The following is a 15,469-nucleotide window of genomic DNA, read 5'->3' on the forward strand; positions in this document are numbered from 1 at the left end:
TTATTCTGTCGTTTCAGTCGCTACTTTGAAAAAATCTTTGTATTTCAAAAGGTATCCTTTTCCTGTAGATAGGTCATATTGGACCAGTTTGAGTTCTTCTGCAACTTTCGCATCTCGCTCAGCCTGTCCTACTCGGTCCTTATGAAGCACTTCTGTCAAGAGGGCATAGTAAGGACTGACCTTGTTGTTGGTCGTCTCCAGCATCAGTGCATTCATGTCGCTAGAGTTAACTAGCTCATAATTGTATTTCGCTGTATCAAAATTACTCCACACGAAATAATCTGTCTTGTACTGCGCACTTGGGTCCGTCACGAAGGCAGACTCTGGATATAAACCTGGTAGGTGGTCACCGTAAAAAACAACTGTCACTTTCTGATCCAAGGTCTTAAGCTGGTCTAGAAAATCCCTTGTTGCCTGATCCGTAAAGGATAGCAAACGAACATAGCTATTTAGGTTTTCATTTTCTTCCGCCGTGAAGCCTTCACCCGAAGCTGTAATACTTGCAGGCTCTAAAGAATTCCACTGCACATGGTTTTGCATGGTAATGGCAGAAACGAATGTATTCGTTCCTGAACGTACCTGCTCCAAAATCAAGTCATAGGTCTTCTTGTCACTGACAAAATTCCCCTGATAATCCTCAGCCGTCACAGTAAGAGGATACTTGGCACTATTGAGAGTGTAGAATTGCTCAATCCCCAGCTGCTTATAGATAGAATTTCGGTTGTAACTGGTATCGTAGTAAGGATGGATGGCGATACGATTATCTGCTGGATAGAGGTCGCTGATACTTGGCAACTTCTTCATATTTGGTGCTACATCCAAATAGACTGACGAAATAGAAGAATTATAATTGTAAAATGGCAAACCACTATAAACCTGAAACTCAATATTGGCAGTCCCACCACCAAAGTGGTCACTCTTCATCAAGCCACTGGTAGTCTGACTCATGATGTACTCAATATTTGGAAGGACATTTTGACTAAGGGTTACACCGGGAATCCGACGCGGGTCAGCCAAACTCTCACTAAGAATGTAGATTACCGTCTGGTCAGTCAATTGACCTGTCCGTTCTGCATTGATTTCCTCAGCCAAGGCGGTGTACTTCTTCACAATAGCCTTCATGGTCTTCTCAGAGTAATTCTCAGGCATTTCCATACTGGTCTTGCTGAGTTGCTGCAACCAGAGGAATGAAAGAGTGCGATAACGAGCTACAAAGGCGTAGCCCTTCCAGTCTACGTTACGCCAGTTATTGACCTGAGAAAGAATAGGAATCCAGCCAGCAATCTTATGCTCTTTTTCATTGCGAATTGCCCAGCCCATTCCTAAAATTAGGGATACGATGACTGAAATCCCTGCCAACCGTTTCCAGATAGAAGCGACAATCCTTCCTTGGAAGTACTTCTTGTGAATACGTCGGTAGATAAACACAAGGAGGACTATAAAGACGAGCGATACCAAGACAACACGCAGACTGATAAAGCTGAGAATCATTCCCAAGTTCCCGACCCACTTGAAATCATTGGGGGTCAATGGCTCCGAACGGTAGCGGAATTTGAGAAAATTGGTCGCTATCAAGGTCACATTTAGACCAGCAATCACAGCAACCGACAGGATTTGACGGTTGATGACCAAGCTAATGACAATGTTTAGGAAAAAGAGGCAGGCAATCTGGAAGACAATAGCACCCGGAAAGAGATGACGTGTGAAATAAGAACCCGTTCCCCCAGCCATAGAAGCCTGATAACCGATATGCGACAACATAGCCAGAGCCAGACTGATAAAGAGCATACTGTGAACGTTGGTCCGATTGGCCTTAAACTCTACAAATGCCTTATGAAGATAGCGAAGAAAAATGTAGGTCCCTATAAAATGAATAGGTACAAACAGCGGTGTCTGGCTGAAAAACTCTATGTAAGAACCTTTCTCAACCAAACTCTCATAATGGCTATCTTTCCAGTAAGATATGGCGAGAGGACTGAGCGAGAGTAAGCTGGTCAAGAACAGATAGCCATCTGGTACCAAGTGATTGGCTGACCACTGGCTTAATTTTTCTCTGATTCCTGCATTCTTCCGCCACAAAAATGCCAACAATACTGGAAGAAGCAACATCAATAGAAGTTCAAACTGAAAGAGATTATTACGGAAAATATTCCAGGGTTGATACTTCTTGGCATTGAGCCGATAGACTAGGTTGACAAGATACAGAAAGCCTAGAAAACAGCCGACATACTTGGCAAAGGTTTTGGTCTTGATAAACTGTTCGTACTTATCCAGCAGGACCAAGATATAAAAAGTAAAAATAAGATAGGCAAGCAAGGGCAGGGGGATAAACCAGAGCGGGAAAGATACTCCACTTAGCAATAGAGCCCGACCCATCGCCAGCAAAACGGTCATAATCATAACCAGAATAAATTGCTTGCTTGCCTTGGGATTGATTTGTTTCATAACATTTCTCTCTTAGGAAAGATTTGATTTTCGATAGGCAAAGATATAGTAAATCAACCAGACTAGCCATCCAGTCAAGCTAATCGCGATAACTGGCAATAACCACCACTGTTGCTTGTAGGATAGAATTAGGGTATTTTGCCCCGGTTGGCTGGTAACTGTTGGCACACCGATTGTGGAAAGAATCATATCTTCTCTATCTAAAACGGTATCATTCAAAATAAGCTGACTGTCTTGGTAAACAATAACTGGTACCGCAGTTTCTTCTGCTTCTGATGCCGTCCAAGTCACCACCAGCTGATCGCCGCCAACTTCTTTGATAAACTCTTGATTTGGTAAAATCACTTGGTCACGATAGGTAAAGTAGGTATTATCCGACTCTTCATTGGTGATGTGACCTGTGCTATCTGACAAGTCTGGTACGTAGTCTGGCGTTGATTTCTGAGCAATGTGGATAAATTCGCCCAAGTCTTTAGAATAGAACGAAACCCGTAACTCTTCCGTCGTCCCGTACAAGGTCGTATGAATTCGTTTTTGCAGGAAAGTATCACTGTAATAATGCCCATTGATTTCCTTATAACTTTCATTCCAGAGGAAACCAACCGAAACAAGCAAAGAAATAACAGTCAAACCAGAAAAGATTTTCTGCATTTTGTCTGACAAGCCAGACACCTGGACCCCTACGACTGCCAGTAAAAGAGCATTGGCGTAGAGGAAAAAGCGAAATGGAAATTGAATCAATTCGACAAGTGTAATTCCTTTACCTGCAAACAACTGCCAAGGGAAGAGGTTGGTTGACAAGATTAAAAATATTGCGTAGGTCAAAGCAAGACCAGCCAGAACCAGCGATTGTTTCTTCCAATTTTTCACCAAGAAATAGAGATAGATTCCAAAGAAAATTGGCAAGGGATAGGGATAGTAGAGAAAGGCTGTTTTGAGCCATGTTACGGTATTGAGGACAAATTTCTTGTTAACAAATGGTGGTACCAAAGTGTTGGTCGCGTTGATATAAATAAGTGGCAACCAAATATTGATGGTCAGAAGCAAAAAAATTCCTACCGATAGGGCTACTTGTCCAATAATCTTCATTTTTTGGTCTGATTTCCACCAACCAATAAGGAAGAGTACACCGTAGGCAATGACCAAGAACAAAGTCGATAGCATATGGACCTGTAACATAAGACCCACAGCTCCTGCCATGAGGAAAATGGGTACTTTTTTCGTCTGCAAGAAACGGACTGCAGGGATTAAACAAAGTGGAAAGAGAGCCACTCCCCAGCTGGTAAATCCTTGGGTTGCCCACCAATACTGAATCGAGTAGGTGGTCACAAAGAACATGGACAAGAGAATGGAGTGAGCATATTTGACCTTAACCTCACGCATGAGGAAATAGAGGGAGGTCGCACTCAGAGTTCCCAAGAGAAGATTGGATAAAATCTGATAGCGGAACCAGGTCCCACTCAAGAGTACCAAGGCTCCCTGTAGATAGGCAAAATAAGGCCCATAGAGGGCATTAACAATCCGTCCTGACTGCTGATAGCCATACAAACTGATAATATAGGAGAAATTCCCCTCCTTCATCTGCATAGCCGCATCATAAAAACGGTTGTAGTGGAAAATCAAGTCCGCACCTGTCACCATCCCCTTAGTAAGCAAGTGGGGAACCAACAATAATAAAGAAAAGCCCACAAATAGGCCCAGGGCTACTAAATGGGGATGCTTTCTCAGCATAGTTTTTAACATATAGATACCTTCATAAAAAAAGAGGGAAACCCTCTCTTGTTTTTGTAAATATTCTGCCAATTTGCAGACAATATTTTTCAAAAGTTAGTCACTTTTCAGTATAGCAAGCTTTCTCACAACTGTCAACGAACAAGGAAGGCGGGAAAGTGGTTTATCATAAAATAAATATTGATTGCAGATTCCTCCGCAATCAATACTTGCTTATAAACCAACTTCCTGGAGGCTGTCAGACAAACGTGCGAAGTCAGCCATGGAAAGTGCTTCTCCACGGATACTGGCTTCTAGCTCTGCCATGCCAAGTGCCTGCGTCAGCTTGTCCTTGACCTCTTCGGACTTGCCAAAATGGTTGGTCAGGTTGTTCCACAGGGTCTTGCGGCGGTGCACAAAGCTGGCCTTGGACACCCGGAAGAAGAAATCTTCGTCCTTGACACTCACCAAGGGTTGCTCGCGACGGACCATTTTGAGAATGGCGGAATCCACGTTTGGAGCGGGCACAAAGACGGTGCGAGGCACGATGAAAGCCACCTTGGCAGTCATGTAGTACTGAACCGCGATGGACAGGCTGCCGTAGGCCTTGGTGTTTGGCTCGGCAGAAATGCGGTCGGCCACCTCCCGCTGCATCATGACCACAAACTCGCTGAAGGGAATTTTGCTCTCAATCAGGTGCATGAGAATAGGGGTGGTGATGTAGTAAGGCAGGTTGGCCACGACCTTGATAGGCAGGTCAGGATTCTTGAAATTCTGAATCTGGCTCTGCAGGTCGGTTTTCAAGATGTCTTGGTTGACCACGGTCACATTGTCAAAGCGACCCAAGGTGTCCGCCAAAATCGGAATCAGGCGGTCGTCAATCTCAAAGGCCATGACTTCGGCAGCATTTTCCGCCAAAAACTCGGTCAAGGCCCCGATTCCAGGACCGATTTCGATGACATTGACATTCTGGTCAATCTCTGCCGTGTCCACAATCTTCTGTAAAATATTGGTATCGGTCAAAAAGTTCTGACCGAAGGATTTCTTAAAGGTAAACCCGTGGCGTTCAAGGACGGCCCGAGTAACGTTTTTGTCTGCGATTCTCATGTGTGTTCTTTCTATGAATTTTGTAAATTCAACAACTCTCCTAATCTACCTTTGTCAATATTTTTTGAGAAAAACATAAATTCCGTCCCCTTAGATTTATTGGCAACTGAATAATTAAGAGAATATTCTATATTATCAAAATCTGAGTATAATTCTTTTATCTCTGGACATAAATCATATGTGAGAATCCATTTTTTTTCTCTCATATGTGATGTTATAACTTCTTTTAAATCTACATGATTTTGATGAGAATAAAAATTAGTATATAGTGCCGAACCTTTGACATAATATGGTGGGTCAAAAAATGTTAGAGAATCTTTTGTTTTAGAAATTGACAACTTAATAAATTTCTCTGCATCCATATTATATAATCTAATTTGAGATCTATGACTAGCAATTAACCTTATTTTTTTAATCAACGACTCCTTATTAAACCTACAATCCAATTTATATACTCCAGATTGCTCTTTTCCACCAATAACACCTGCTTTTAAAATTCCTGAGCGATTCGTTCTATTTAAAAATAAGGTGGAAAAACCTAACTTTAACAAATCATCAATCTCTTTTTTTTGGACTTCGCGTTGCTTTTCCCATTCACTTATAGTGACACTTGTTTTCTCAATCATGTCAATTAATTCATCCGTATAATTTAATACAGAATACCAAAATGCATAAATAGCCTTGTCATAATCATTAACCATTATTTTCCTTACATCACCATTTATAAGTAATTTTAATGCTACACCGGCTCCCCCCATATAAGGTTCTATATATGTTCTACATTGATTTACCGCCACTAGCTCTTTAATATATTCGTAAACTTGAGTTTTCCCTCCAGGATACCTCAACGGAGTGTAGGTTATCATTATTTACCTCCATTTTATTCAATCGTTGGAAATCCATTTTCTTTCAATATTTGATTCATTTTTTTCAAAAACTCCAACTTGAAATTATCAAATATTTCTTTATTTTCTTTTATTAATAATCGTCTATATTTGTTAATCGTCCGACCATCTACTGAATTGTACCATTTTTTACACACGTCAGACTTATTATCTCTATAATTTCTAATATTAATCCCACAATCAATCATCGATTGTTTAAATTGCTCCTTTGTCTTGGATACTTCTTTAAAAAAGCTATCATCAGATTCTTTCTCTAGGATATAATTGACAATTTCTTTCTCAAAAGCAAAATTAGATTCTCTAATCGTAGGTATTTTTAGTATTTTATCAAAATTCCTATTGTTCAATTTTTTGTTATCTACATCACCATCAAATACAATCATTGACATCGAATCTTTTAATAATGCCGTTGCTTCTGTCGCTAATTTCTCTAAAAAAGGCCAACTGTTCCCATCTTTTGAAGGTGATAAATTAGCTTGAAACTCACATTTCCTAGCTAATTCGGTTCCTATAATTGCTTTAATTAAACCTACTGCTACATCATCTTCACATAATACTTTTATTTTTGTTAGATTACCCTTTTCTTCATTTTCTGTCAAAGTTAGCTCTCTTTTAGCATTTTTATACGAAGGGTTATGCCAAATCTCTAATCCTTTTTCATATGCTAATGTAATAAAATTAACCGCTATCTCATTTCTTTCAATTTCATGAGTCTTTTTCATGACTTCATCAATCAGGAATAATGAATGGGTATTGATAATTATCTGTACATTGTAATCTTTAGACCATTTATGTAAAAAATTAAACAGATTCAACTGAGAAATCGGATGTAAACTGGCTTCAAATTCATCAATCGATATCAGTCCTGTTAAGATTTTATTGTGTCCTCGATTAATATTTTCATCATATAATCGCATATAAGAAACTAAAATATTAACTATAGTACCTAAATTATCCTCTCCAGACGAGATAGAATCAATGTCATAATGAGAATTTTTAGGACCTATAGGTTGTTTTAAAACCGCTCCTGTAGCACTAGCATCAAATGTCTCAAAATCAGAAAATTCTTCCTTTAACAAAACTTTACCAAAAAAATCAGCAATAAACGTCTTTTCACTCTCAGTATAATTAGCCACATTATTATTTGAAATATTTGTCTCCACTAGTGGGAATAATCGTTTCAAATTTATGTAGGTTGAAGGTAACGTGAAATTCCCATCACCTTTCTGACTACCACTTACAACCACGCGATGTCTTTCATAATTTCCTGTTGTTGAATTATTACTTGGATACACTCGAACAGGTTCCCTCAATAGTTCTTTACTACCATCTTGGATAATTTCCAAATTAAGATCATATTCATATTTTTCAGTGTCTGTTTTCCCAGATAATTTAAATACCTGACTTAGTTGCGTCTTCAAACTATTATTAAATATATCTGTAAAATCCGTATTATACGGATGTGCAATCAATCCCATGATAGTTGATTTCATAGTTCCATTACGACCAGAAACAATTGTTATATTATCGGATAGAATAAACTCTTTATTTTCTATATTCCTAAACTTACGAATCAATATTCCCTTAACTTTACTGATTTTAACATCACTGTTATCAACAATCCCTAAGTCTTTTTTTGATCTGTATTCCATCATAGCTCCTTCAATAATTACATAATACAATAATAGTTATGTTTGCTCCAAACCACTCCAACTACTTGTGCAACTAATTTATAGTTTTCCCTACACAGCGAATTTTATCTTCTACATCTTTTATCTTTGTTTCTTTACTCTCACCCATAATGGTCCTTTAACGACAAGATATACAACTGGTCTGCTTCTACCATATAAATCAACCGATTCTCCGCATCAATCCGTCTCGACCAGGCACCCTGATAATCATACTTCAAAGGTTCTGGCTTGGCAATTCCTTCAAAAGGATGTCGTTGCATATCCTTGATAATCTTATTGATTCGCTTCAGTGTTTTCTTATCCTGACCCTGCCAATTAAGATAGTCTTCCCAAGCATCCTCTGTAAAATGAATTCCCATGTTAGTCTGCCTCTATCAGATTGCGTTCTTGGGTTTGTCCCGCTTTGACTTGAGCCATACCACGCAAGACTTTCTGAGATAGGTAGGCGTTCCGAGCAACAGCGAGGGTTTCTTGTAAACTATCCCACTCGCTCTTTGAGAGTACAACAATATCTTCCTCAGGATTTTTATTAACCACGACCAAAGGCTCAAACTCGTCATTGACCTTTTTCATGTAGTCCTTTAAGTGATTTCGAAAATGGGAATATACAATAGCTTCCATAAGCAATACCTCTTATCATTTCTAGGCTTACTATAGCATAGAAAAAAAGAGTTGTCAAACTTATTGTACAACTCTTTATCGATTCTCCACCTTCCACTCACCGTCTTCAAACCAGAAAAAATTCTCCGTCAGCTGTGGCTGTTCAAAGATTTCCAACATAGCTTCAAAACCGTCTGCCAGCTGAACATTCTTCAGGTCGCACGATCAATCCAAAAGACTTCTCCCTCATCAGAAGATTGGAGAACTCCTGAAAAATGGCTGGTTTTGTAGCAAAATACCAGATAGCGATAATGGTCAGTAGGATCCGTCCAGTTTTGAATGCCGCAGAGTTCAAGATTGGATACCGTCAAGCCTGTTTCTTCTTTGACCTCACGGATGACGGAGGAAATGATACTCTCGCCACGTTCAACATTACCACCAGGAAACGTGACTCCAGGCCACTTTTCAGATTTCCTATCCTGGACCAATACCTGCTGACCATCTGTAATCATACACATATTGGTTAGGATGACTTGTTCTGTCCTACTCATACTCTCTCACTTCAACAACTTGACATAATCACTCTTGGTCGCAAAAAGGTGACCAACTCGCACTTCATTTTCTACCACGCGATAGAGGGCAATGTAGTCTTTTCCAATGACATAGCCTCGGGTCAGATGAGGCGGGTCTATCTGTTTACCAAAACGGTTATCGGCGTTAAAGCCACGTTCAGGAAAAATTTGCAAACTCTCCAATGCTTCGACAATCATCCCAATTCGTCTTTTGGCAATTTCTTCTGAGAACTGTTCCGAGAAATAGGCGTAAATAACTGCCAATTCCTTCTCCACTGCTGGAGCAAGCATCACTGAATATGACTCAAATTCCATACTTCTCTTTGACACTTTCTAGGCTGATCCCTTGACCTGCCTCAATCGCCTGTTGGTTTTCCTGTATTTCCTTCTGAAGCTGTAAAAATAACTCTTCTCTTTCCAATTCCTCTTCAGTCAGAATTGGCAACTCATTTTTTACAGCAATGTTTTGCAAAAAGAGATTGAAACCAGCCGTCAAATCCAACTGGTTCATAGCAAATATTTCCTTGGCTTTTTCCAAAAGTCTGGAGTCAGTTTTAAAATTTACTTGGGCATCTTTTTTTATAGTTATCAATCTAGTCCACCTCCTAGTTTTCTATATTGTAACACAAATAGACACCGCTAGCAATTTTCAAAAAAGCAGAAATAGTAACATTTCCGTTCTAGATTGTCTATCTTCCCAAATCATCAAAATAATAGAGATTCAAAAATTCTTCCTCAGTAACTAGACGTTCAAAATTGTAAAACCAGCGATAGACTTCCACGGCTGGGCCATCAAACTCTACCCTGTCGTCCATTTCTTGCACACCGGCAATATGAAACACACGGCTCTGCTTCCAAATCCCATCCGCATTGACATAGCCAGCTTCAACTAAACCACGCAAATAGTCTGCTAGTTTGTTCTTATCAACCTGCTCATCCTCCCAAACAAGGACATCAGCCGGCAGCAAGTAGGTCACTTCTTCATAAGATGAATAATTTTCATAAGCAGGTTCAAACTCGTTTTTAACCAAGCACTTAACAGCGTAAACTCTATCCATGATAGTTCTCCATACACTCTTCAACCTCTGCCAAACTTATCCCAAACAGCTCCAAGCGTTTGAGTAGTTGCTTACCGTTACAATAGCCGATGCGGAGCTGTTCTCCCAGATACTCCCTCCGCTTGCGACTGTCGCCACCCATAAGCAAGCCAAGGCGCATCAGGTCTGACTTGCTGATATCAAAGTTATGTTCATCATCATAGTAGCCACGCAGGCCTGCAAGGGCCTTTTCCAAGTCTTCAAAGCTGGCGTGCTCAATGCCCAAGGACCGCCCTTTTGTCTTGGACTGGGGCCGAGCCTCGTCCCGCTGTAAAAAAGCATGTTTGACCGTGGGAATGGCCTGCATAATGATCTTCCGAATCCGCTCCCCATTGTAGTCTGGGTCAGTAAAGACAATGACGCCACGCAGGTCATGGAGTTTCTCGATGCGTTCCAAGTCATCGTCTGATATGGCAGAGCCTCTGGTTTCGTAGGTATCCACCTCGTAAAATCGCTTCAAGTTTGCTGTATCGTCCTTGCCCTCGACAACGAGGACTTCTTGTATCTTAATTTTCTGAGTCAATTCTGAACAAACTCCTTGCATTCTCGTAGGTCGCTCTCGCCACTTCTTCGACCGACTGGTTGCGAAGCTGGGCCAGCATATCCACCACATATCTGGTGTAGCCGGTACGATTTTCCCGACCACGCTTGGGAACAGGCGCTAAGTAGGGCGCATCTGTCTCGACCAAGATTTTTTCTAGGGGCAATGCTTGCGCCGCTTCCTGAAGTTCGACAGCTTTTTTGAAGGTCACTACTCCCGAGAAGGAGATGTGCATACCCAAGTCCATGAAGGCCTGAGCCTCCTCCAGCGTGCCAGAGAAGGAATGCATGATGCCTCCACGTGGACCGACGCCGACTTCCTTGATGATCTGGTAAGTATCTTCCAAAGCATCACGAGTGTGAACCACAAAGGGCAAATCCAACCGCTTAGCCAACTCCAGCTGTCGCTTGAAAACATGAGCCTGGGTTTCCTTATCCGCCGTCATCCAGTAGTAATCCAGTCCAATCTCTCCCAGGGCAATGACCTTGGGATGTTTGAGTGCCTCAAGCAAGTAGCTTTCTACTTCCTCGTCATAGGTGCCAGCCTCCGTCGGATGCCAACCCAATGTCAGATAGATTTCAGGATGCTGATCAGCAAGCTCCATAGCCTTGTCAATGGTTGCACGGTCAAAACCGACCACATTGTGGAGGGTGACCCCCATTTCCTTGGCAAAGTCTAATTCTTCTTGGACCCGACCGTCAAACTGCTCTACGTTGAGGTGGGTGTGGGTGTCAAAAATTTGTATCATCGTTCCATCACTTTCTTTCCTACTATTGTAACATATTTCAGAAGATTCTTATGAGAAGAAAAAAACCAGCAGACTCGAGTTTCTGCTGGCTTCTCTTTTCATCTTCTTATGCTACTGTAAGAACTTTACGTCCCTTACGGCGGCGAGCAGCTAACACGCGACGGCCGTTTTTAGTTGCCATACGGCTACGGAAACCGTGTTTGCGTGCGCGACGGATTTTACTTGGTTGAAAAGTACGTTTCACGATGAATACCTCCTCTTAGATTCTTGTATTCGTTTAGCCGGCTAGTTTTGATCAGTTACTAAACATACCAAACTATTTTATATAAATTCTGTTCGTTTGTCAAGCTATTCTACCATACTTTTAGGAAAGAATCAGAAAATCATTGAAAAAAGAGGACTAGCCTCTTTTTAATCATGATTTCCTTCAATATCTACAACGACATAGCGGTTCGGCTCGCTACCTTCTGAATAGCTTGTCAAACCATCCATTTTAGAGATAATGCGGTGGATAATTTTACGTTCGCTACTTGACATCGGATCTGTATGGTAGGCTTCCTGCTCTGCCAAAACACGTTCTGCCAATTTTTGTGCGTAGCCTTGAAGCACTTCAGCACGGTGTTCTACATAGTCATTCACATTGATAGTAATGTAGAAGTTACGCTCATAGCGATTATATAAGAAGTTCTGAGCCAAAAGTTGCAAAGCCTTTAAGACTTTTCCGTGATAACCGATGACGCGTCCTGGTTCATTGGTATCCACTTGAATATTGATTGTACGGCGATTATGACTTGTATCAATACGCGCCTCAACATCCATATCATCCAGAATTTCTTGTACATAAGCTGTCACTTCCGAAACAACTTGTTCAATATCATACTGGGGCTCAATCTTAATATCTAAATCAGCAAAATTATCTGCTTGATTTTCTGAGACGACTTCTTGATTTACGTCTTCCTTAGCAGATGTTGTTGCCTCTGTAGTAGTTAGTAAATCCTCTGAAAGAATTTCAATCCGACCTGTTTCTTCCAAAATCGTTGTCGCTTCTTTTTCATTTTTCAAGATCTGCGCTTTAATATCATCATCAAGCGTTTGACCAGACTTTTCAAATTCTTTCACCGCTGCAACAACTTTCCCAAGGTCAATTGTAGCTTCTGACACACTCTTCACTGGTTCATTTTGTTCATTAATTTCACTTGGAACGCCACGAACTGCTTTCTGATTAGCCTTAACAACCGTTGTTTCATTGATAACATCAATATCCACAATCGCTGGCTTTCTACCGAAACCAAGGAAACCTTTTTTCTCACGCGCAACCACAGTAATATGTGCTTTTTTTCGAGGAATATTTAGCTCTACCAAGCCATTTTGGATGGCCTCTTCAACACTTGCTCCTGTAAATTTCATCTTCTCTCTCCTAGTTTTCCTATTTCTTTTTCTGTGCTTTTTTCTGTGCCCGTCGGATTTTTGCCTGACGCTCTTTTTCCGCATCAATTTTCGCTTGACGCTCTGCTATTATTTTAAACGGATTATTGAACACCAAGGTTTGAGCAACCTGATAGGCATTTGACACTGTCCAATACAAAGCCACCCCACTAGCAGCTGCCACAGCAAAGAAAAAAATCACCACGGGCATGGCATAGGTCATAATTGTCATAGCCATATTCTTCTCAATTGCTGATTTATTGGTCAACCATGAGCTTAAAAATGTAAATACTGCCGCCAAGATTGGCAAAATAAAGTAAGGGTCGGGGTCGCCTAAGTTCAACCATAGAAAATGCCCTACTTTCAGTGCCTCCACTCTTGTCAACGCTTGGAAAAGAGCTAATAAAATAGGCATTTGGATAAACAGTGGCCACATGGATGATGTCATGTTTACACCATTCTCTTTATAGAGCTTTTGAGTTTCCTCATAAAGCTTTTGTCGGCTTTCCATATCCGTTCCAGCGTATTCTTCCTGCAATTTCTTCAACCGTGGTTGGAGTTCTTGCATTTTTCTGGAAGAATTCATCTGAATCTGAAATAGCGGTAATAAAATCGTTCGAATTAAAATCGTAAAGAGAATAATTCCGATTCCAATCTGACCATTAATTGATAAAAATTGAATAACGCTGGCAAACCAATAAATCAATCTGTCCCAAGCATCTGTAGACTGGCTAGTCACTGGTCCTGTACCGCATGCGGTTAGTACAAGTAAAGCTGCAGTACTGAGACCAGCCCACTTAACTTTCTTTTTCAATCTCAACACCTTCCTGGTATAGTTTAGCTAGTTTCAAAACATGGATGAGGTTTTGTTTGATTTCTTGGTAGTTCAACTCTTCCACACCTTTACGAGCAATAATAACGAAGTCTGCACTAACCAAATGTTGTTGACACTCTATTAAAACATGTCGAAGTCTGCGCTTAATACGTGTCCTCGTGACAGCGTTTCCCAATTTTTTGCTGACAGATAGCCCTACTCGAAAATGCTTCTGTTCCCCAGCTAAATGATATACAACAAACTTTCGGTTAGCTACATTGTTTCCTTTTGTAAAAATGTCATTAAAATCTCGTTCACGCTTGACACGATAGCTTTTTTTCAAACTGCCACTCCATCTTTCAAAATTACTTCTATTATACCATAAAATTCAAAAAAACCAATAAACATACCGTTTAGAGGCCTTTCGAAGCGATTATTTGTGCTTTTGCTTGCTGAATTTGCTGACGAATGGATTCAAATCCAGTTCCACCTAGCGAATTTCTGCGTGAAACGGCTGTTTCCGATTCTAGAGCTGTATAAATATCCGGTCCAATGACAGGCGACAACTCTTGATAACGTTCCAAAGGAACATCTTGTAAATAATAGCCTGCCTTGCTGCATTCTAATACCAATTTACCTACAATCTCATGCGCCTGGCGGAAGGGTAAGCCCTTGCTGGCCAGATAATCTGCCAACTCTGTCGCATTTGAAAAGTCCTTCTCTGTCGATTGAGCCATCCTTTCCTTATGGACTGTCATAGATTGCAACATCCCTGCCAAAATATCGATAGATACTAAAATCGTTTCCGCACTATCAAACATGCCTTCCTTGTCCTCTTGCAAGTCCTTGTTATAGGTTAAAGGCAGGGATTTCATGACTGTCAGTAGGCCAACTAAGTTCCCATAAACTCTACCAGTTTTCCCCCGAATCAGCTCAGCCATATCTGGATTTTTCTTCTGAGGCATGATGGAAGAACCTGTTGAAAAGGTATCGGATAGGGTGACAAATTGGTATTCATGTGAACACCAGTTAATGATTTCTTCACACAAACGCGACATGTGCATCATGAGAATGCTGGCATTGGAGAGGAATTCCAGTATAAAATCACGGTCAGAAACGGCATCAAGAGAATTACTATAGGGCTTAGCAAATCCCATCAAATCAGACGTCATCTGACGGTCAATCGGAAAGGTTGTCCCTGCCAAGGCCGCCGCACCAAGTGGGGATACATCTGTATGCTGCATGTTGAATGCAAAGCGCTCACTGTCTCGGCTGAACATGTTGTAATAGGCTAACAAGTGCTGAGCAAAACTAATAGGCTGGGCATGTTGCAAGTGGGTATAGCCGGGCATGATGGTTTCCACATGCTCCTGTGCAAGGTCTACTAAAATCTGACGTAGGTTGGCTAATTTGTCTACAACTTGAAAGAGTGTATCCTTCAGATAAAGGTGCATATCCGTTGCTACTTGATCGTTACGAGAACGAGCTGTGTGGAGTTTACCTGCAACTGAGCCTATTTTATCCGTCAATAGACTTTCGATATTCATGTGAATGTCTTCGTTACGAACATCAAACACTAACTTGCCAGCCTCATAGCCTGCTAACAATTCTTCCAGACCAGTTTGAATAGCCTGAGCTTCTTCTTGATTGATAATCCCTGTGGCTCCGAGCATCTTGACATGGGCTAAAGAACCCTGAATATCATACTTGGCCAGTTTTTGATCAAATCGGATGGAAGCTCCGAATTCTTCTACCCATTCCTCAAGACTGGCTTCAAAGCGACCACCCCATAATTTCTTTGCTTCCATACATTC

At 40.9% G+C, this 15,469-nt stretch carries 17 protein-coding genes and 1 pseudogene; all 18 read right to left on the reverse strand.

Features of this window, described 5'->3' with window-relative positions:
* Complete coding sequence (locus tag PHA78_RS11365) at positions 1 to 2,445, reverse strand: LTA synthase family protein (RefSeq protein WP_272158200.1); 2,445 nt, start codon at positions 2,443 to 2,445, stop codon at positions 1 to 3.
* 12 nt (positions 2,446 to 2,457) lie between these two features.
* Positions 2,458 to 4,188, reverse strand: a complete 1,731-nt coding sequence (locus PHA78_RS11370) for a hypothetical protein (RefSeq protein WP_272158202.1) — start codon at positions 4,186 to 4,188, stop codon at positions 2,458 to 2,460.
* A 201-nt stretch (positions 4,189 to 4,389) separates the two neighbouring features.
* Positions 4,390 to 5,262 (reverse strand): 16S rRNA (adenine(1518)-N(6)/adenine(1519)-N(6))-dimethyltransferase RsmA, encoded by an 873-nt coding sequence (rsmA, locus tag PHA78_RS11375; protein ID WP_024375781.1) that lies wholly within the window; start codon positions 5,260 to 5,262, stop codon positions 4,390 to 4,392.
* A gap of 11 nt (positions 5,263 to 5,273) precedes the next feature.
* Positions 5,274 to 6,128, reverse strand: a complete 855-nt coding sequence (locus PHA78_RS11380) for a DNA adenine methylase (protein WP_024375782.1) — start codon at positions 6,126 to 6,128, stop codon at positions 5,274 to 5,276.
* A gap of 14 nt (positions 6,129 to 6,142) precedes the next feature.
* Entirely contained in the window at positions 6,143 to 7,822 is a 1,680-nt protein-coding gene (locus tag PHA78_RS11385; protein WP_029876022.1) for an AAA family ATPase, read from the reverse strand.
* Positions 7,823 to 7,959: 137 nt separating this feature from the next.
* The gene (locus tag PHA78_RS11390; RefSeq protein WP_024375784.1) at positions 7,960 to 8,217 is read right to left on the reverse strand and encodes a Txe/YoeB family addiction module toxin; all 258 of its coding nucleotides are present in this window, start codon (positions 8,215 to 8,217) and stop codon (positions 7,960 to 7,962) included.
* A gap of 1 nt (position 8,218) precedes the next feature.
* Positions 8,219 to 8,479: a type II toxin-antitoxin system Phd/YefM family antitoxin gene (locus PHA78_RS11395; RefSeq protein ID WP_029693774.1), complete on the reverse strand. Its 261-nt coding sequence runs from the start codon at positions 8,477 to 8,479 to the stop codon at positions 8,219 to 8,221.
* Between the two features lie 75 nt (positions 8,480 to 8,554).
* Positions 8,555 to 9,009: pseudogene (locus PHA78_RS11400) on the reverse strand (8-oxo-dGTP diphosphatase).
* Positions 9,010 to 9,015: 6 nt separating this feature from the next.
* On the reverse strand, positions 9,016 to 9,345 hold the full coding sequence (locus PHA78_RS11405; protein WP_024377964.1) for a type II toxin-antitoxin system RelE/ParE family toxin: 330 nt from the start codon (positions 9,343 to 9,345) through the stop codon (positions 9,016 to 9,018).
* Positions 9,335 to 9,622, reverse strand: coding sequence for a type II toxin-antitoxin system RelB/ParD family antitoxin (gene relB / locus PHA78_RS11410; protein ID WP_002940311.1), 288 nt, complete (start codon positions 9,620 to 9,622; stop codon positions 9,335 to 9,337). Before relB ends, PHA78_RS11405 begins: the two co-directional genes overlap by 11 nt.
* Positions 9,623 to 9,719: 97 nt before the next feature.
* Entirely contained in the window at positions 9,720 to 10,088 is a 369-nt protein-coding gene (locus PHA78_RS11415; protein WP_024377965.1) for a hypothetical protein, read from the reverse strand.
* Positions 10,081 to 10,650 (reverse strand): ribonuclease M5, encoded by a 570-nt coding sequence (rnmV, locus tag PHA78_RS11420; RefSeq protein ID WP_024377966.1) that lies wholly within the window; start codon positions 10,648 to 10,650, stop codon positions 10,081 to 10,083. Before rnmV ends, PHA78_RS11415 begins: the two co-directional genes overlap by 8 nt.
* Positions 10,634 to 11,416, reverse strand: a complete 783-nt coding sequence (locus tag PHA78_RS11425) for a TatD family hydrolase (RefSeq protein ID WP_024377967.1) — start codon at positions 11,414 to 11,416, stop codon at positions 10,634 to 10,636. The genes rnmV and PHA78_RS11425 overlap by 17 nt, the downstream gene beginning before the upstream one ends.
* 106 nt (positions 11,417 to 11,522) lie before the next feature.
* Complete coding sequence (rpmH, locus tag PHA78_RS11430; protein WP_002939016.1) at positions 11,523 to 11,660, reverse strand: 50S ribosomal protein L34; 138 nt, start codon at positions 11,658 to 11,660, stop codon at positions 11,523 to 11,525.
* Between the two features lie 167 nt (positions 11,661 to 11,827).
* Positions 11,828 to 12,823 carry an RNA-binding cell elongation regulator Jag/EloR gene (gene jag / locus PHA78_RS11435; RefSeq protein ID WP_024377968.1) on the reverse strand — a complete coding sequence of 332 codons (996 nt, stop codon included), beginning with the start codon at positions 12,821 to 12,823 and terminating at the stop codon, positions 11,828 to 11,830.
* 19 nt (positions 12,824 to 12,842) lie between these two features.
* Positions 12,843 to 13,655 (reverse strand): YidC/Oxa1 family membrane protein insertase, encoded by an 813-nt coding sequence (locus PHA78_RS11440; RefSeq protein ID WP_024377969.1) that lies wholly within the window; start codon positions 13,653 to 13,655, stop codon positions 12,843 to 12,845.
* Positions 13,639 to 13,998 (reverse strand): ribonuclease P protein component, encoded by a 360-nt coding sequence (gene rnpA, locus PHA78_RS11445; RefSeq protein WP_024377970.1) that lies wholly within the window; start codon positions 13,996 to 13,998, stop codon positions 13,639 to 13,641. Before rnpA ends, PHA78_RS11440 begins: the two co-directional genes overlap by 17 nt.
* A gap of 70 nt (positions 13,999 to 14,068) precedes the next feature.
* A complete protein-coding gene (gene argH / locus PHA78_RS11450; protein WP_024377971.1) occupies positions 14,069 to 15,463 on the reverse strand; it encodes an argininosuccinate lyase in 1,395 nt (464 codons plus the stop codon).
* Positions 15,464 to 15,469: the final 6 nt, after the last annotated feature.

This window comes from Streptococcus sp. HN38, from assembly GCF_028335765.1.
Classification (GTDB): domain Bacteria; phylum Bacillota; class Bacilli; order Lactobacillales; family Streptococcaceae; genus Streptococcus; species Streptococcus suis_P.

Bases quoted from the DNA above. Each gene is read 5' to 3' on its own strand.
- PHA78_RS11365 (WP_272158200.1), bottom strand. From the start codon at position 2,445: ATGAAACAAATCAATCCCAAGGCAAGCAAGCAATTTATTCTGGTTATG.
- PHA78_RS11370 (WP_272158202.1), bottom strand. From the start codon at position 4,188: ATGTTAAAAACTATGCTGAGAAAGCATCCCCATTTAGTAGCCCTGGGC.
- rsmA (WP_024375781.1), bottom strand. From the start codon at position 5,262: ATGAGAATCGCAGACAAAAACGTTACTCGGGCCGTCCTTGAACGCCAC.
- PHA78_RS11380 (WP_024375782.1), bottom strand. From the start codon at position 6,128: ATGATAACCTACACTCCGTTGAGGTATCCTGGAGGGAAAACTCAAGTT.
- PHA78_RS11385 (WP_029876022.1), bottom strand. From the start codon at position 7,822: ATGATGGAATACAGATCAAAAAAAGACTTAGGGATTGTTGATAACAGT.
- PHA78_RS11390 (WP_024375784.1), bottom strand. From the start codon at position 8,217: ATGGGAATTCATTTTACAGAGGATGCTTGGGAAGACTATCTTAATTGG.
- PHA78_RS11395 (WP_029693774.1), bottom strand. From the start codon at position 8,479: ATGGAAGCTATTGTATATTCCCATTTTCGAAATCACTTAAAGGACTAC.
- PHA78_RS11405 (WP_024377964.1), bottom strand. From the start codon at position 9,345: ATGGAATTTGAGTCATATTCAGTGATGCTTGCTCCAGCAGTGGAGAAG.
- PHA78_RS11415 (WP_024377965.1), bottom strand. From the start codon at position 10,088: ATGGATAGAGTTTACGCTGTTAAGTGCTTGGTTAAAAACGAGTTTGAA.
- PHA78_RS11425 (WP_024377967.1), bottom strand. From the start codon at position 11,416: ATGATACAAATTTTTGACACCCACACCCACCTCAACGTAGAGCAGTTT.
- jag (WP_024377968.1), bottom strand. From the start codon at position 12,823: ATGAAATTTACAGGAGCAAGTGTTGAAGAGGCCATCCAAAATGGCTTG.
- argH (WP_024377971.1), bottom strand. From the start codon at position 15,463: ATGGAAGCAAAGAAATTATGGGGTGGTCGCTTTGAAGCCAGTCTTGAG.